Origin of the sequence: Bacteroides sp. AM44-19 (genome assembly GCF_003603395.1) — a bacterium.
Lineage (GTDB): Bacteria > Bacteroidota > Bacteroidia > Bacteroidales > Bacteroidaceae > Bacteroides > Bacteroides uniformis.
In genome coordinates, this window is sequence record NZ_QTNB01000012.1 from 42,497 (window position 1) to 59,956 (window position 17,460).

Annotated in this window: 12 protein-coding genes; 9 read left to right on the forward strand and 3 right to left on the reverse strand. The window is 46.1% G+C overall.

What is annotated here, in order from left to right; all coding sequences use genetic code 11:
• Positions 1–5 precede the first annotated feature (5 nt).
• From DW947_RS15745 to DW947_RS15755, 3 genes are all read left to right on the forward strand, one after another.
• Positions 6–1,103, forward strand: coding sequence for an AAA family ATPase (locus DW947_RS15745; RefSeq protein ID WP_004348225.1), 1,098 nt, complete (start codon positions 6–8; stop codon positions 1,101–1,103).
• 3 nt (positions 1,104–1,106) lie between these two features.
• On the forward strand, positions 1,107–2,222 hold the full coding sequence (locus DW947_RS15750) for a DUF6371 domain-containing protein (RefSeq protein ID WP_004292742.1): 1,116 nt from the start codon (positions 1,107–1,109) through the stop codon (positions 2,220–2,222).
• A 282-nt stretch (positions 2,223–2,504) separates the two neighbouring features.
• A complete protein-coding gene (locus DW947_RS15755) occupies positions 2,505–3,908 on the forward strand; it encodes a hypothetical protein (protein ID WP_004292734.1) in 1,404 nt (467 codons plus the stop codon).
• Between the two features lie 92 nt (positions 3,909–4,000).
• On the opposite strand, the gene DW947_RS15760 is transcribed toward DW947_RS15755, so the two are convergent.
• Positions 4,001–4,966, reverse strand: a complete 966-nt coding sequence (locus DW947_RS15760; RefSeq protein ID WP_004348227.1) for an extended-spectrum class A beta-lactamase CfxA3 — start codon at positions 4,964–4,966, stop codon at positions 4,001–4,003.
• Positions 4,967–5,852: 886 nt separating this feature from the next.
• On the opposite strand from DW947_RS15760, the gene DW947_RS15770 reads away from it, so the two are divergent.
• Both DW947_RS15770 and DW947_RS15775 read left to right on the forward strand, forming a co-directional pair.
• Positions 5,853–6,152 carry a leucine-rich repeat protein gene (locus DW947_RS15770; RefSeq protein WP_034532649.1) on the forward strand — a complete coding sequence of 100 codons (300 nt, stop codon included), beginning with the start codon at positions 5,853–5,855 and terminating at the stop codon, positions 6,150–6,152.
• A gap of 21 nt (positions 6,153–6,173) precedes the next feature.
• The gene (locus tag DW947_RS15775; protein ID WP_117962917.1) at positions 6,174–6,710 is read left to right on the forward strand and encodes a hypothetical protein; all 537 of its coding nucleotides are present in this window, start codon (positions 6,174–6,176) and stop codon (positions 6,708–6,710) included.
• A gap of 51 nt (positions 6,711–6,761) precedes the next feature.
• On the opposite strand, the gene DW947_RS15780 is transcribed toward DW947_RS15775, so the two are convergent.
• Complete coding sequence (locus DW947_RS15780) at positions 6,762–7,889, reverse strand: AAA family ATPase (RefSeq protein ID WP_008662419.1); 1,128 nt, start codon at positions 7,887–7,889, stop codon at positions 6,762–6,764.
• A 193-nt stretch (positions 7,890–8,082) separates the two neighbouring features.
• Between DW947_RS15780 and DW947_RS15785 the strand changes: the two genes are divergently transcribed.
• Complete coding sequence (locus DW947_RS15785; protein ID WP_117962919.1) at positions 8,083–9,504, forward strand: sialate O-acetylesterase; 1,422 nt, start codon at positions 8,083–8,085, stop codon at positions 9,502–9,504.
• A 153-nt stretch (positions 9,505–9,657) separates the two neighbouring features.
• On the opposite strand, the gene DW947_RS15790 is transcribed toward DW947_RS15785, so the two are convergent.
• Positions 9,658–12,192 carry a glycoside hydrolase family 9 protein gene (locus DW947_RS15790; protein WP_005831008.1) on the reverse strand — a complete coding sequence of 845 codons (2,535 nt, stop codon included), beginning with the start codon at positions 12,190–12,192 and terminating at the stop codon, positions 9,658–9,660.
• Positions 12,193–12,531: 339 nt separating this feature from the next.
• Between DW947_RS15790 and DW947_RS15795 the strand changes: the two genes are divergently transcribed.
• The 3 genes from DW947_RS15795 to DW947_RS15805 are packed head-to-tail and all read left to right on the forward strand — an operon-like array spanning position 12,532 to position 17,457.
• The gene (locus tag DW947_RS15795; protein WP_008662425.1) at positions 12,532–13,785 is read left to right on the forward strand and encodes an AGE family epimerase/isomerase; all 1,254 of its coding nucleotides are present in this window, start codon (positions 12,532–12,534) and stop codon (positions 13,783–13,785) included.
• A 23-nt stretch (positions 13,786–13,808) separates the two neighbouring features.
• Positions 13,809–15,683: a hypothetical protein gene (locus tag DW947_RS15800; protein WP_229095657.1), complete on the forward strand. Its 1,875-nt coding sequence runs from the start codon at positions 13,809–13,811 to the stop codon at positions 15,681–15,683.
• Between the two features lie 43 nt (positions 15,684–15,726).
• Entirely contained in the window at positions 15,727–17,457 is a 1,731-nt protein-coding gene (locus DW947_RS15805; RefSeq protein ID WP_117962923.1) for a glycoside hydrolase family 9 protein, read from the forward strand.
• Positions 17,458–17,460 lie beyond the last annotated feature (3 nt).

Below are 17,460 nucleotides of genomic sequence, written 5' to 3' on the forward strand. Positions count from 1 at the left end.
ATGATATGGAAGAGGATAAGAACTATATCAACCTGATACGTGGCGACCTCACAAAAGCATCCCAAGCGCATAACGGTATGCCCGACAGTGTAGGCATGATGAATATCAAGACGGCAAACCAAACCATTCTTGAAGCATCGTTATTGCCTACGCCCCGTGCGCTGTGGGACAGCTTTTGGTACGAGGGGGAACTCTCCTGCTTGTTTGCCGATTCCAACGTGGGCAAGTCCATCCTTGCCGTGCAGATAGCCGACCGCATCGCCCGAACCGACAATGTGCTGTATCTGGACTTTGAACTGTCCGAAAAGCAGTTCCAGCTCCGCTATACCAACGAGCATGGAGAGCTCTACACCTTTCCCGACAAACTCTATCGGGTGTCTATTGACTGCAACCAGCTTTTGGATGCCAACTTTGAGGAAGCTATCATAGGCGGCATTGAACAGATGGCTGTGCAGACCGACTGCAAGATTTTCATCATTGACAATCTTACCTACCTGTGTTGCGCCATGGAGAAAGGCGATGCCGCAGGACGGCTGATGATTCAGCTGAACAATCTCAAAAAGAGATATGCGCTCTCTATCCTTGTCCTAGCACATACGCCCAAACGCTCTTTGGATTGTCCCATCACATCCAACGACCTTGCCGGAAGCAAACGGCTCTACAATTTCTTTGACAGCGTGTTCACCATTGGAAAAAGTGCCCAAGACGGAGGGCTTCGCTATGTGAAGCAGCTTAAAGTGCGCTATGGCACGTTCTCTCATGATGCGGATAATGTAATCGTTTACGAGATTGACAAGGTGGATGCTTTCTTGCAGTTCGTGTTCAGGGGCTATTCCACGGAAAAGGAACACTTGAAAAAATTGGGCGACAATGAATCAAGCCAAAGGGATTGCCAAATTCTGCAACTCTCCCAATCGGGCAAGTCCGTCAGGGAGATAGCCTCACAGGTGAATTGTGGCAAGTCCACCGTAAACCGTATCATCCAGCGCAGCAAAGAGAGTAAAAACGCAGGTGTCCCAAGTGTCCCACTGTCCCAACCCTTAGAGTGTGGGACAATGGGACAGGATGGGACAGCCGACAATCAACCATCAAAAACGGACTAAGCTATGGGCAATTATTCATTACAGAAGTATAAAGGAACGGCAACACGGCATACCTGCCCCAAATGCGGAGACAGGCATTCTTTCGTCTATTACGTGGACGAAAATAATGTGCCGTTGCATCCATCGGTCGGCAGATGTAACCACGAAAGCGGTTGTGGGTATCACTACACTCCGAAAGAGTATTTTCAAGAGCATCCTGAACACAGAACTACCAATGATTTCTCTTTTGACAGGCAAAGAGCAGAGCAGAAGAAAGTGAAGCAGCAAAGTAAGCCGACAGCCATCGGCTATATTCCCCCTCACTATGTGGAGAAGTCGCAAAGCGAGCGTAGCAATTTCTTCCGTTTCCTCTTCACACTCCTTACTTCCTACTATGGCGACAAGGCGAAAGAGGTGTTGAAGCGGTTGTTGGAGGAATACCGTTTGGGGGCTACCCGTGACGGCTCTGTTATCTTTTGGCAGATAGACAGGACGGGCAAGGTACGCACGGGAAAGGTGATGCAGTACAATCCCGAAGACGGACACCGTATCAAGGGAGGACAGACATCGGCAGTGAACTGGATACACAGCATATTGAAAAAGCAGCGTGTGTTGGCAGAGGATTGGCAACTATCCCAATGCCTTTTCGGGGAACACTTGTTGAAAACGCATCCCGACAAGGTGGTGGTCTTGGTGGAATCCGAGAAGAGTGCCGTTATCGGTTCTGCTATCTTCCCCGATTATGTATGGCTGGCTACGGGTGGTAAGAGTCAGATGAGAGAAGAGAAACTCCGTGTACTGTCAGGGCGAACCGTGCTTCTCTTTCCCGATGCCGATGCTTATGCCGAGTGGAAACAGCGAGCCGAGAGCATGTACTTTTGTAAGGTGGTGGTTTCGGACATCATCGAAAGGAATGCCACCCCGAAACAAAAAGAAGCCCATATCGACATAGCCGATTGGATTATCTTTCAGATACGGGAGGGCAAGGTGATGAGTACAGCCAACCACTTGGTCGAGGCTGAGAGAATCCTCCAGCGGATGATAGAGAAGAATCCCGTCCTGCAAAAACTGATAGACGATTTAGACCTTGTGCTGGTCGGTGCATCTCCAATCGGCAACGATGATGAAAAACCTCCCTGACGGAGGAGAGCGGAAGCCGTAGGCTGGAGTTTGCAGACAATGGCTTGCCATTGATATAGCCCACTATAACTACACGCTCCGCTTACGTAGTTGTGGGCTCTCCCGAGGGGATTAGGGTTTTACCCTAATGACCCACTCAGGGCGTTTCTCCCCTGAGAACCCAGAGCAAAGAGTGACCCTCTCTTTGCAATCTCCGCTTATGGGTTGCACCCCTAAGAACCCCATGCGTTTACGGACAGCGGAAAAGCAAACAATAAAGTACAAACCAAAAAACAAGTATCTATGGCAACAAAATCAAGCATACATATCAAGCCCTGCAACATCGCATCGAGCGAGGCTCACAACAGGAGGACTGCCGAATACATGCGCCACATCGGAGAGTCCAGAATCTATGTCGTTCCTGAACTATCCACCGATAACGAACAGTGGATAAATCCCGACTTCGGCAGTCCGGATTTGCGGATGCATTATGACAATATCAGACAGATGGTAAAGGAAAAGACCGGACGTGCCATGCAGGAAAAGGAGCGTGAACGCAAAGGCAAGAACGGTAAAATAGTCAAGATTGCGGGATGCTCCCCCATACGTGAAGGAGTGCTGCTTGTCAGGTCGGACACCACACTGGCAGACGTGCGTAAATTCGGTGAGGAGTGTCAAAGACGCTGGGGAATCACACCGCTGCAAATCTTCCTGCACAAGGATGAAGGGCATTGGCTGAACGGTCAGCCGGAAGCGGAAGACAGGGAAAGCTTCAAAGTCGGGGACAGATGGTTCAAGCCGAACTATCATGCCCATATCGTTTTCGACTGGATGAACCACGAAACAGGAAAGAGCCGAAAGCTCAATGACGATGACATGATGCAGATGCAGACCCTTGCATCCGACATCCTGCTGATGGAACGCGGGCAGTCAAAGGCTGTCACTGGTAAGGAGCATCTGGAACGGAACGACTTTATCATTGAGAAGCAGAAAGCTGAACTGCAACGCATGGATGCAGCCAAACGGCACAAAGAAGAACAGATAAATCTTGCCGAGCAGGAACTGAAACAGGTGAAATCAGAAATACGCACTGACAAGTTAAAGAAGACAGCCACCACGGCAGCGACAGCCATAACTAGTGGAGTTGCTTCTCTTTTCGGGAGTGGAAAACTGAAAGAACTGGAACGTGCCAACGAAAAACTGCAAGACGAGGTTTCAAAACGGAACACCAATATTGAAAAATTGCAGAGCCAAGTACAGCAGATGCAGAAACAGCATGATACGCAAATCCACAATCTCAGAGAAATGCACAGGCAGGAACTTGACATGAAAGAAAAAGAACTGTCACGGCTCGCCAGAATCATAGACAAGGCTTTCAGGTGGTTTCCGATGTTCAGGGAAATGCTGCGCATGGAAAAGTTTTGTGCCATGCTGGGATTCTCTAAAGAAATGACTGAAAGTCTTATAGTCAAAAAAGAAGCCCTGAAATGTAGCGGTAAAATCTATTCCGAGCAACACAGGCGGAACTTTGATATAAAGGATGATATTTTAAGGGTGGAAAATGACCCTGACGATGAAAGCAGGCTGAACCTGACAATAAACAGGAAGCCGATTGCCGACTGGTTCAGGGAGCAATGGCACAGGCTTAGATATGGAGCAAGAGTGCCGCAACAGGAAGAAAGAAAAAGTAGAGGATTCAAATTATAATAGAAGCAATTTGATTAGTAATCTAAAAGCACTCCGATAACGATTAGAGTGCTTTTAGATTGTTTATCATTAATTATCAAAGCAAGTGCAGTTTAAGATTTTACTGAAGTTTGCATTAATAAAGAATATACTACAGCTGATATATGCGCAACATATTGTGACGCTTGTGATTCATTTCCCTTGAAATCCTTAACAAATACCGCTAAGGTATAACTGATATTATTAGGCAGACATATATAGGCAACATCATTGTGAGCTGCAAGAACACCATTTTCATTAACATCACCTGAACCTGTCTTATGCGCTATAACAACCCCTTCTTTATCAAGAAGTGGAGCTGCTATCCTATCTACACCTGTTTTGCATTCTTTTAACGTATTCTTAATGAAACTTTGTTTCTCATCATCGATAAGACCTTCAGTAAACAAACGATTCATCAACATTGCAGCACCAAGAGGAGATGTATAGTTAGAGTAAGCCTTGTTATGGTCAGCCGACATTTCCTCTTCCGTATAAGCTATCTGAAAACTTGAACGAGGAATGAGTGTGGCTATAAAACTATCTGTTTGAGCGACATTAACCATATCCTTAAACATAAGGTTGCTTGCATTGTTGTCACTCTGAGTAAGAGTATAACGCAGCAAATCTCTCACTGTCAATGATATGACTGGCCCTGAATAATCTTTCAGCATAGGACTCCAAGTCTTTGGGTCAAGTTTATCCCTATTTATATTTACTAAGGTATCAAGTGAAATTCCTTTATTGTCAAAGTCATTACAAAGAGCTAATGCCTGATGAACCTTAAACACACTCATCATAGGATAAACACTCTTATTATTGACCTTAACCGTATCTCTGTTATTAACAATAACCGCCACACCAATTTCGCCAGGACAAGCTGAGACAATTTGAGAAATGCTATCAGTCAAAACATTTGTTAAAGGAGGATTTGCGCTATCTTTTGTCGCTGATTTATGGAACAATGAAAATACCAAGATGAAAATGCAAACTAAAGCTATACTCAAAACTACGATTTGTTTTTTTCTGTTTTTTTCCATGTTTATATTATTTATATTTGTTTGACGAGAATATCTTTATTTGCCGACAAAGGTACATAACTTTACGGAAAAATATGTTTCTAAAATATATAAAAATATATAAATAGACAGCTGTGGGGAAAATGTGGGGAAAAATTAGATAATTAAAAAGGCTAAATGACTGGAAATAATCACTTAGCCTTTTAATCCGTACCCAGACCCGTACTTCGTAATTGCTGCGCCCATCATTCAAGACTGTCAAATCGGGTCTTTCCTGTCAAGCCAATGATGCCTATGCGTATGCCAAACACATGGATTACGGATTTCTCGTTCCGTGAACAAACACTTTATCCGCAACTCTGCTATGTGGTGTATTGGCTTAACTCCATTTCTATGGGCAACACTTTTGTTGCAGATTTCAAGCAGCTTTTATCGAAATACCCATCAGTAAGAACTCGTTTATTAGGCTTTCCTCATAATTGGGAACAAGAGCCTTTGTGGAGATAAAATAATTGCCCTGTTTCTTAAAAAGCACTGGGGCAAACCAGCTCCGTCTTTAATTGTTTCCAATAAATGGATTGTTTCAAGCCCCTATAGAAAGAGAACAAAAATTCCTGTGTGAAAATTAATCTACGACAAGGAGCAAGCAAGGAGCAATATCAAACAAAAATCAATACCTTTGCAGTACATATGAGATAGACCAAAACAAAAGTGGAATATCGGAAACGAATAGCAAGGAAAAGAGAAGAAACGACCCAAGTTGATGTCCTTTTTGAGTTAATAATCAATAAAAGCGTTAAATCTTCACCTTTTAGAATGTGCAATTAAAAATAACAACCATATTTCTGACTTATTATCTATAAAATATTGAGTAATAATCGGTTGTAAATACTGGGGATGTAATAGTTTGACTGATATTAATTTTTCAGATAATATTACTTTTATAGATGATAATGCATTTTGGGAATGTACTAGTTTGACTTCTATGCTTTTGCCCAAAAGTATTGCTGGTATTGGCGACAATGCTTTTACCGGTTGTACAAATCTTACGAAAATATATATAAATAGAGAGGAGCCTCCTTTTATTGAAAAGAGAACTTTTTATAGGACAAATGGTGAACTTGTTATATATGTACCTAAAGGATGTAAAGAACGTTATAAGAATAGTGAAACATGGAGAACTTTAAATATTATAGAAATGGAATGAAGAATTAGAAAAAGAATTTGTATGGAAATAGCATCTTTAGTAATTTCTATTTTGTCTATAGTCATATCAGCAATTGTTGCTGGAATCCCATTTTATCGTAAATATATAGAAAAGAAAACAAAAATAGCATTGATTGCTTGTGATGGAATAATCAGGGATGATATGATACGTATTGTGGTTACCTATGTAAATAAGAACTGGCAAAATGCAGTAATAATCAATAGCCATATTAATCTTTACCATCCTAAGTTACTAAATGAGTTTACGAAAGTGAATCATGCATATAGTTGTAAGTCATTTAATCCGGTTGTGATAACGGAGAAAATGCATGCCTCTATTGAACTTGAATATTCTTTATCAGAGTTGAAAGAAGTGGATTTGGAGAATGCAGATGTATATGTACATACTGAATATATAGATTCTCAAGGCCAGAGGCTGTTTGATAATCATAGGATAAGAAACCTGTGCATGAGTGGAATAAGTACTAAGATGGTCTTAATAGAGTCTACTATGTATGAGTTACAAGGAAGAAGCATTTTAATGTCTATGAAACTTTAGTTGTTGGCGTGAGCAGGAAGCATCACTTCCTGCTCACGCCCTTTCTCACATTTAGCAATACTCCCTTCTGAACCAAAGCTCGAATATAGGGTCGGAGAAAGCATACTTGTTTCCTTCTTTCTCAATGAAATCACGTTCTGTCAGCATACGCTTGTTGCGTGTGATGGTCTGTGCACTGCCCAATTCATATTTCCGCACTACGGGGATGGAGTTGAAGCGGTATTCACCATCGGCTACAGCACGAAGCATGGCAGTTTGGGCAGCAGTCAGGTTCTCGGTGTCGTTCATGAACATAGGCATGTTGGTGTCTATCAGTTGGCGGGTACGGATTTCGATAATCTCATCTGTCACTTTTTCAGACGTACCGCTCCAGATGAAATAGCACAACTGTTGCAAATACCACGAATGGCATTTCACGATGTCGCACAGTTGTTCTGCTTGCTGTTCGCTGATTTCTTTGTTCGTCCGGTGGAAGGCATTGACGATGAAGGGCACCCATTCCTCTTTCTTTATCTTTTGCAGGAACAGTACTTGTCCGAAGCGGTAGAAGGGGTTAGAAGAATTGTTGAAGATGTCCATCATCATATGCCGCTTGCTTCCGTAAAAGCAATAGGAAACTTGTTGCTGCTTCTGCCAGGCAGAGCGCATTTTTCCCTCCATACTTTTGTAGCCGGGTAGTAGTGCCAGTTGTTGGAACTCGTCGATGCAGACAATCAGGTGTATGCCTTTGGCAGCTGCTATCTTTTCGGGTAGTTCCAGTATCTCCATGACACTTTTTTCTTCCAGTTCCAATTTCAGGTCAAAGGAGAGGGTATCGGTTGGGTCGCTCTTCAATGTGATACTGGGAGAAACGGCTTTAAGAAACTGTTTCACATCTTCAAGCCTCTTTTCAAGGGTGGAGGCGGCGCAAGAAATGACTTCTCGCGCAAAGATGCGGTAGAATTCAGCTTCCGTCTTGATGCTGAATGCATCAATGAAGCAGACACGGATATGCTTGTCTTCTTGTGTCAGTTCGTCCATAGCTACTTTTACAAGCGACGATTTTCCCCATCGGCGCGGTGAAATAAGCATTACGTTGATACCCGATCCAAGCAATTCTTTTAGTTGCTTTCGTTCTTCTACCCGATTGACGAAACTCTCTTTATCAACCAGTGTGCCGTATTGAAAAGGTGATTTCATAAGCTTTCTGTTCTTGATTTAATGACAAATATACAAATTATACATCAATGTATAATACATCTATGTATAATTTTGTTTGAGTACATGTGCAAAAACACCCACTTTTTGCACATGAAACGGAGAACGTGAGCAAAAAAGCCTTATTTTTGCTCACGTTATTGGTTTTGAATATGAGATTAAACACAAATATACTATGAAAAGTAAGACTCTTGCATTGATTCTATTATGCTGCGCCGCCTCGCTGGGCGCCAAAGTAAAGCTGCCTGCACTGGTAGGCGACAACATGATACTCCAGCAGCAGACTGAAGTGAAACTGTGGGGAACGGCTGCACCGAAAGCCGAAGTACGCGTCACGCCTTCGTGGAACGGACAAACCTCCACTTGCCGTGCCGATAAGGACGGACGTTGGCTGCTTGCCGTGAAAACTCCGGCAGCAGGGTACACGCCTTATGAGATAACCTTTGATGACGGAGAAAAAACTACGTTGAAGAATATCCTAATCGGTGAAGTATGGCTTGCCTCCGGCCAGAGCAATATGGAAATGCCCCTGAAAGGCTTTGCCGGCTGTTGCATCATGAACGGAGCGGATGACATCATAGCTTCTGCCGAAAACAGAGGCGTGCGTATGTTCACCGTTCCCAAGCACCAGACTTATGAACCACAAACCGACTGCAAAGGTAGCTGGAACATATCTTCCATAGAAACCGCACCCGATTTCAGTGCGACGGCCTACTATTTTGCCACTTCGTTGAGCCGTGCCCTCCGGATTCCGGTCGGCATCATCTGTAGCGCTTACGGTGGAGCCACTGTAGAAGGTTGGATAAGCCGTGAACTGCTGGAAAACTATCCAGACATATCTCTCAACCCCGATTCCATCGAACGCCTGCACCCCATGCACCGCCCCATGCTGATGTACAATGCCATGCTGAAGCCGCTTCAGAACTATACCATAAAGGGATTCATCTGGTATCAGGGCGAGTCTAACGTAGGCCGTCATGAAACATACGCCGAGCGTCTGGCCGATATGGTGCAGCTGTGGCGCAAGGAATGGGGGCTGGGCGAATTGCCTTTCTACTTTGCCGAAATAGCGCCGTACGCCTATGGAGGTACCCAGCAAGAGAAAGCTGCTTACCTACGTGAAGCGCAATTCCGTGCCCAAAGCCTGATTCCGAACAGTGGTATGATTTCGACAAACGACCTTGTAGAGCCTTATGAGATGTACAATATCCATCCCCGCAACAAGACAAAGGTAGGTCAACGCTTGAGCTATCTGGCATTGAACCTTACCTATGGATTGAAGCAGATACACTGTTTCGGCCCACAATATAAGTCATGGACTGCTAAAGGCAGTGAAGCATGGGTTTCCTTCGACCATTTGGAAATGGGTATCTGTCGCAACTATGACCTTCGCGGTTTCGAAGTGGCGGGTGAGGACCGTGTGTTCCATCCTGCCGACAAAGTATGGCTGCACTGGCAGACGAATGAAGTGGTAATCTCTTCAGAAAAGGTATCCCATCCCGTCAGCGTGCGCTATTGTTTCCATGATTTCCAGATTGGTACGATGATTGGCGGAAATGAATTGCCTACCATTCCGTTCCGTACGGATAATTGGTGAAAGAACGGAAAGTAGATAAACACTTTCATTATACTATAATATTAGGCGCGGGTTACGCGGAATCCATGGATGCAGTAAACTAAATCCGTGAAATCCGTGTAATCCGCGCCTAAAAGAAAACATCCAGAGGGTTTTGTTCCCCCTCTGTCTTTCTTATTGTTTCAGCAACTGTTCTGCTGCAAGTACCAGGAACATATAGTGGGATGAACCTCCTCCCAGCACATATTCAGTTTGCTGCCAGAGGAACGGGAACGTGAGGAGTTCCGGGAAGTCGGGACGGATAAGAGCTGTACCGGAAATGACTCCACCGGGAATATACGACCAGTCTGCGCGGTTCAGTCCGTAGCCCACAGTGGCTGATTGTGCGCCGACACCCGAGGCGAAGGAAGCTTGGTTGGAGCCCGGGTGGCATCCGAGAATGAAGTTGAGGGCATTGAATACCGGTGCTTTCGGGAATATTTCCGGATAGGCGGTTGTCAGGAAGTAGTGCTGGAAGCCGAAACGCTGTATATCCCAGCCTGCACCCCAGATATGTGGACGGTAGGGAATGCCGTAAGGAGTCTCCTGCACTTGCTTGTTCAGCTCTTGTTCATATCCGGTCAGAGCTTTGCGGAAAGCGGTGGAGAAAGCTTTGGCTTTCTTGTTCTTCATTTGTGCAAACTGTTTTTCCACACGTGCCGTGTACCAGCCGATGCGGCCTATCTGCTTGATGATGAGCTCTTTGTTGTCCAGAATGAAGTCCATATAGGGTTGTTCGCCCGTGGTGAGGTACAGTTCTACGGCTGCCTGCACTTTGGGGAACAAGGCTCTGTTGTTGCCGTTTCCGGTAGAAGCATATACTTTGCGGGCAATGTCGAGACAATGTACACTCAATGTATCATTGAAGCCTTTCAATACGCGTGATACGGCAGCAAGTTGGGCGGCTGTCGACAGTTCTCGTCCGGGGTTGTCCTCTGTAAATATCCAACGGTCGTCTTCATTACCGATTTTTCCGTCCGTCATGGCGGCGGCATCACCCAGAAGTACGTATTGGCGAAGGTCGTTGCAGATGATTCCCCGGTAGAGACGTCCCAGTGCCAGGTAGCCGTTGACTACCGTAAGGGCGCCGTTCTCTACTTGTTGCAGCAAGTCATTCTTACCGTCGGGCTGGTGGATTTCCGTCACACGGTTTATCTGGTCGATGGAAGTCACGTCGAGATTCGGGTGGAAAGCTTCGTAGGCCAGTGCCAGGATATAGGATTCTCCGGCTTGGGATTCGATGCGGAGGTCAAAGTCTCCGGCATCGTGCCAGCCGCCTATGTTCACTCCGGGAACCACTTCACCCGGTTTGAACTTGGACAGGCCCTCTTTCTGGTCGTAGCCGTCGATATGATTGTGTGCCGGTGCCATCTGGGCATCGTCCATGTGGCAGCAGTCGTGCCATACGCGGTATTTTTCGTTGACGCGCATGTGGCACATCTGTACGGGAAGGAAGTATTCCAGTACGGGCTGCCATACGCCGCGGGCATATACGTCATTGTCGATGCGGAAGATAGGGGATACGGAGGTATCGTATTTAATCTTGTAGAGTCCCGGTTCCTTCACATCCGTGAAGTCCACCTTCAGATAGTTGTATCTCAGGAACTTGCCCCAATTGGCAGGAGTGACGTTCTTGACCACTTTCTCGCCGTCTGCGTCAATGCGGATGATTTGTGCCGTTTCCTTTCTATTGTCACGTATATCCATTTCGATGACGGCTTCCTTGTCCTGGGCGGGATGATAACCTATCTGTGAAGTCTGGATAACCGGCTGATACATCCAGTCGGCCACTACGTTCGGAGTGATAATCCATTTGACGGCCCCTTTGGTGACACCCGGTTTTATGTTGCTGCGCAGTACGAACCAGCCGTTATTGTGGTTCATACGCCCGTCAAACAGTTGTAGGTCACCACTCAATGATTCGATGGTTACTTTGTTGTAAGGGTCGTCGGGGCGGGAGGTAAACTTACGGCCTTTGGCATAAGGTTCGCTGATGATGTCGTCGGCCACAATCGGGCTGTAACCTTTTCCTATCAGTTTGTCCATGTCTGCCAGCGATTGCTTGCCGTCATGATAATTTCCCGTATGCAGATAGTTGGGTTGGGTTGTCATTAGGGGAGAGTTGGGTTGTTGCGGGAAGATGCCGCTCTGACCGTCCATAATCCAGGGCTTGCCGAAGAGGGAACCCGGGAAGAATTCAAGGTTGAAGCCCACTTTTCCGATGAATTCCTGGGGAATGGGGCGGTCAAGGTCTACGGTCACCTCTATGTTTTTACCTTTGCTTTCCACGTTTACCGTATATATAAGGTGGAGGTCCGGGTAAATCATCGGGTTGAATCCGGTGAGATGGCGTGAGGAGTCGGGATAGCACAGCGTGGCGGTGATGCTGTTGTCACCGAGCTTCCGGTCGAGCTGTTTCGGTACGGGCTGCCATTGTCCGGGTGTGGCTTCCAGACGGATATCTCCATTCGTCGCCACACGGTGTCCGTTCATGATGATACATACCCCTCCTTGGTGTCCTTCGGGATAGATATCATCAAAAGCCATGATGTCGACTCCCTGATTCTTGAAATAACCGGAGGATGTCAGCTTGAAGTCTTGCGCATGCAGCGCACTGCTGCCGCAAAGCAGTGCCAAGACTGATGCAAATAGGAAATGTTTCTTTCTCATAGTATCTATTTTTGAGTTACAAAATTTTCTACTAATATACGGACTAAAAAGGAAACGGATGGCTTTTGTTTGTAGCCAATAACGTTATGAAATGTGTCTTTTTCCTCTATTTTTATGATATTCATTGTTATATTTGTCAGACAATGGCGCTTGAGCTGCCGGATACCCACGTTTGAGCCAATAGAAGCTGATGTCTGGTAAAACAAGGACTCAGTACCCAAAAATAGCCTTTATCGGAACCAATTGTATCCCTTGAAAAAGGATGGCAATGAGTAGTGTCCATTTGTTTTTTTGTACATTTGCAATGTAACTATGGCTAACTCCTTAAATCGCTATATTATGAAACGTATGTTTTCCGTTTTTTTGCTGATTACAGTATGGTTGCTGGTTACACCTTTCCTGCAAGCACAGTCACACGTAGACAAGGTTTTAAAAGATGAAATAACCTCGGACTTGAAAGAGAATATCCTCTCTTTTTGGGAAAGATACAGCGTAGATTCTTCCGGAGGCTTTTATGGTTCATTGGGACGTGACGGTGCCCCGATAGCGGATGCTCCCAAAGGTGGTGTACTGAATGCCCGCATCCTTTGGACTTTTTCAACCGCCTACCGGATGTATGGCGATACTGCCTACCGTAAATTGGCTGACAGGGCGCAACGGTATTTCATAGATCACTTCATTGATTCGCAGTATGGAGGCGTATATTGGCTGATAAAAGCGGACGGTACCCCATTGGATACGAACAAGCAGACTTACGGCTGCTCTTATGCTATCTATGGGTTGTCCGAACATTTCAGGGCAACGGGCAACAATGAAAGCCTGCAAAAAGCCATAGAGCTTTATCGGATAATGGAGAGCAAAGTCAAAGATCCCGTAAATGATGGCTATATAGAATCCTTTACCCGCGAATGGGGAACTCCCCAAAAGCTGGGGTATGATGGAGATGGCATTGCTGCCAAAACAATGAATACACATATCCATGTATTAGAGGCATACACGGCTTTATATAAAGTATGGAAGGATAACAGCCTTTGCAAGCGCCTTGCAAAAGTAATAGACTTAATAACAACCAGGCTGTACAACCCACAAACACATCACTTGATATCATACTGTGATTTAAATTGGAATAATCTGGATGACATCGACTCTTACGGGCATGATATCGAAACTTCTTGGCTGCTGACGGAAGCTGCAGAGGCTCTGGGTGACCCGGAGGTTATCGGGAGGTGCAGGAAGGTAGCATTGGAACTTGCAGATGCTTCCTTGAAGGAGGGCATCAACCCGATGGGAGCTATGATGTATGAACGACATAAGGACAAAATCAGGAAGGACGCTTCCTGGTGGTGCCAAGCGGAAACTGTGGTCGGCTGTATCAATGCCTGGCAACTGACTGGTGAACAATCTTATCTGGACAGTGCCGTCCGCACCTGGAACTTCATCAAATCACGGATGATAGACAAGGAGTATGGTGAATGGTTCAGAACGGTGCTGGAAGATGGAACTCCCCGCTACAAGGAGCCTAAAGCAAGTATGTGGAATTGTCCTTATCATAACAGCCGTATGGGGTTTGAGATTGATACCAGACTGAAATGACAACCTTTTATAGATTTGATATTATGAAGAATTTACGAATTTTCCAGTTTGGAATAGTTGTATTGCTGTGTGGCATATTATCTCTGCCGCTTTCTGCCCAGACGGAAGTGATGGCATGGAGCAATATCACGGGTGTCCGCGTAGACGGTGAATTGATAGACTTTGAGTCATCCCTGCGTGTCGGAACCTTGAAAGGAGATATGGAGATTACCGGAAAGGAGAAGCAGGTCCGTCCCGTTTTCCATCGTGAGGGGAATATGCAGGAAGTGACGGCTACTCTGCGAGGTGTAAAGTTCCATCAGAAAGTGACCGATAAGGGAAAAGGCTTGGTGGAGATTTCTATTGATGCGCTGTCGGACACTACTTTGAACCAGGCAGCCTATTACTGTATTGCTTTAAGTCCGGAAAACTACATTGATGCCAAAGTAAGGGTAAGTGGCAGGAAGCTGACCGTTACTTCGGCCAATAGGAAGTTGGAATTCAAGTTCAATAAGTCTGTAAAGGCCACGGTTGAAAAAGAGTCTACCGGTACTGTTGTGTATATCTCGCTAATGCCGATTCTGAAAAAGGCTGGGAGAACAGCATTGTCTATGGAACTGCATGCTTCCGGAGTGATAGATCACAGTGACGCGGAAATTACATTGGATATGCAGAATCCGGGAAGTTTGTTTGCAGGCTTTGGAGGGAATTTCCGCCTGCAGAATCCTGCTGCCGACCCTAAAGTGATAGATTACTGTCTGGAAAACTTGCGCGTAGCTTATGGCCGTGTGGAATTTCCGTGGAGATTGTGGCAACCCGAAGAAGAATCCGATCCTATTGCCGTGGCACAGAATGGGGGACTGAACAAGCGGGTGGAGGAAAGTCTCCTCATGGCAAAACGCTTGAAGGCGATGGGAATGCCGGTAATACTAAGCTGTTGGTTTCCGCCTGCATGGGCCATTGACGGAGGTCCTGCAAGTTATGCCCGTCAAGGTGGTGTCATTGCTTATCGTCTGGATAACCGGAAAAAGGAGAAGATTTATAAATCCATGGCAGATTATCTGTTGTATGCCAAACGGTATTATGGTATTGAGTTCTCCATGTTCTCGTTCAATGAATCGGATTTGGGTATTGATGTCCTCCACACTCCGCAGGAGCATGCAGATTTCATTAAGGAGTTCGGTGCTTATCTGGCAGGGTTGAATCTTCCTACCCGCATGCTGCTTGGCGACAATTCGGATGCCACTACTTTCGATTTTATCCTTCCTGCTTTGAACAATCCTGAGACTCATAAGTATATTGGTGCAGTTTCTTTCCATTCATGGCGTGGTTGTGATGATGTTACGTTAAGGAAGTGGGCGGATGCTGCCAAAGAGATTAATGTACCACTCTTGGTTGGTGAGGGTAGTACGGATGCCGCTGCTCATGGTTATGCCGAGATATTCAATGAGTCGACGTTTGCACTTTATGAAATCAATCTGTATACACGTATTTGTACGATTTGCCAACCATTGTCCATCTTGCAGTGGCAGCTCACTTCAGACTATTCGTTGTTGTGGGGAGGCGGCATTTATGGTTCCAAAGGTCCTTTGCGTCCTACGCAACGTTTCTGGAATATCAAGCAACTGGCCTCCACTCCGGCCGATGCTTTGGCCATTCCGGTCAGTAGCAGCAAGAAAAATGTAAACTGTGCGGCTTTCGGAAATATGGTGCGCGGAGAATATGCCGTCCATATGGTCAATAATGGGGCGGATTGCGAGGCTGTCATCTCCGGTATCCCTGCAGAAGTGAAGAAACTGAAAGTCTATGTGACCAATACAAAGGACTGCATGAAGGAAACTGCAGTGAAAGTGGAGAATGGGCAGGTACGGGTACACTTGCCGGCCATCAGTTTCATTACCTTATTGTCTGATAAATAGTTTTGAAATAGAATAATATAAATGATTACTAAAGAATAGTGATATGAATATAACTACATGTCTGTTTACAGTTCTGGGAGGGATGGCCACTTTAGGGCATCCTTCAGAAACTATACGTTTGAATCAGTTAGGGTACTATCCCCAGCAGGAAAAAGTAGCAGTGGTGAATACCGGTGAGGTACGTGAATTTACCATAGTAGATGCAGCCACGGGCAATCGGGTATTTTCCGGTAAGCCCGGATATATTGCTTCATCTGCTTGGTCGGATAAGAGCAGGACGATATTGGATTTCAGTGACATCACGGCACCGGGAAACTATTTTCTGATGGTTAACGGAGATTCAGTGGCATTCGAAATAAAAGAAAGAGTACTGTCCCCTTTGGCCGATGCTGCTTTGAAATCTTTCTATTACCAACGTACGGGCATGCCCATCGAAGCGACTTATGCGGGTCGGTGGAGCCGTCCGGCAGGCCATCCCGATGACAAGGTACTGATACATCCCAATGCTGCCGGGCCGGAACGTAAGGCGGGAACGGTGATTTCTTCTCCGGGAGGATGGTATGATGCCGGAGACTATAACAAGTATATTGTGAACTCCGCCTATTCCATCGGACTGATGCAGGCGATTTATGCCCGCTTTCCTGACTATTTTATCCGTCAACGGGTCAACATCCCGGAAAGCGGAAACCACACGCCCGATTTGCTGGACGAGATGTACTATAACCTGAGATGGATGCTGACTATGCAAGACCCTGCCGACGGAGGAGTCTACCACAAGCTGACTACCCCTTCGTTCGAGGGATTCATCAAGCCTACGGAGTGTAGGCAGCCCCGTTATGTGGTTCAGAAATCAGTAACGGCGGCATTGGACTATGCTGCGGCTTTGGCGCAGGCTTCTGCCTTGTTTGCTCCTTACGAAGAGGATTATCCGGGCTTTTCGACAGTGGCTTTACAGGCTGCCGAACGTGCTTACGCCTGGGCAGAAGCGCATCCGCAAGCGCTCTATCATCAGGACCTCCTCAACAAGCAATATCAACCTGCCGTGGTTACGGGAGCTTACGGTGATCGTAGTGCCGATGACGAATTCTTCTGGGCGGCTTCCGAGCTCTATCTTGCTACGGGAAAGCCTGTTTACCGGGAACAAGTGAAGAAGCATCTGCCCACTGCATATAAGACTCCTTCTTGGGGCAATACCACTGCGTTGGGCGTGTTTGCCTGGCTGCAACCGGGCAGGGAATATCAGGGTGAAGACGTGGAATTGGCAAATGCCATGAAAGACCTGTTACTGGACTATGCTGCCGAGGCTGTGCGGGGTGCTGACCGCTCTCCTTTCCATGCTCCTTACGGCAACGATGCCAAAGATTTCTTCTGGGGATGCCTTGCCGAAGGGTGTGCTAACCAAGCCACTTCACTGGTTTGCGCCTATTTGCTTACGGGCGAGAAGTCGTACCTGACGAACGCCTACCGCAATATGGACTACATTTTAGGAAAGAATGCTACGGGATATTGTTATGTTACCGGTTTCGGGATGAAGAGTCCTCTGTATCCGCACCATCGTCTCTCTGCATCGGATGACATAGAGGCACCTCTTCCCGGTTTCCTGGTTGGCGGTCCCAATCCTGGGCAGCAGGATGGCGTTGCTTATGCTTCCAACCTGCCGGATGAGTCTTATGCAGATGTGGAGGGTTCGTATGCTTCCAATGAGATAGCCATTAATTGGAGTGCCGCTTTGGTGGCGTTGGTGTCTTCGTTGGATGCTTTGATGTCAAAATGATGT

What these genes read in the sequence shown, in the direction of transcription:
- DW947_RS15745 (WP_004348225.1), top strand. Translation starts at nt 6, where the DNA reads ATGGAAGAGGATAAGAACTATATCAACCTGATACGTGGCGACCTCACA.
- DW947_RS15750 (WP_004292742.1), top strand. Translation starts at nt 1,107, where the DNA reads ATGGGCAATTATTCATTACAGAAGTATAAAGGAACGGCAACACGGCAT.
- DW947_RS15755 (WP_004292734.1), top strand. Translation starts at nt 2,505, where the DNA reads ATGGCAACAAAATCAAGCATACATATCAAGCCCTGCAACATCGCATCG.
- DW947_RS15760 (WP_004348227.1), bottom strand. Translation starts at nt 4,966, where the DNA reads ATGGAAAAAAACAGAAAAAAACAAATCGTAGTTTTGAGTATAGCTTTA.
- DW947_RS15775 (WP_117962917.1), top strand. Translation starts at nt 6,174, where the DNA reads ATGGAAATAGCATCTTTAGTAATTTCTATTTTGTCTATAGTCATATCA.
- DW947_RS15780 (WP_008662419.1), bottom strand. Translation starts at nt 7,889, where the DNA reads ATGAAATCACCTTTTCAATACGGCACACTGGTTGATAAAGAGAGTTTC.
- DW947_RS15785 (WP_117962919.1), top strand. Translation starts at nt 8,083, where the DNA reads ATGAAAAGTAAGACTCTTGCATTGATTCTATTATGCTGCGCCGCCTCG.
- DW947_RS15790 (WP_005831008.1), bottom strand. Translation starts at nt 12,192, where the DNA reads ATGAGAAAGAAACATTTCCTATTTGCATCAGTCTTGGCACTGCTTTGC.
- DW947_RS15795 (WP_008662425.1), top strand. Translation starts at nt 12,532, where the DNA reads ATGAAACGTATGTTTTCCGTTTTTTTGCTGATTACAGTATGGTTGCTG.
- DW947_RS15800 (WP_229095657.1), top strand. Translation starts at nt 13,809, where the DNA reads ATGAAGAATTTACGAATTTTCCAGTTTGGAATAGTTGTATTGCTGTGT.
- DW947_RS15805 (WP_117962923.1), top strand. Translation starts at nt 15,727, where the DNA reads ATGAATATAACTACATGTCTGTTTACAGTTCTGGGAGGGATGGCCACT.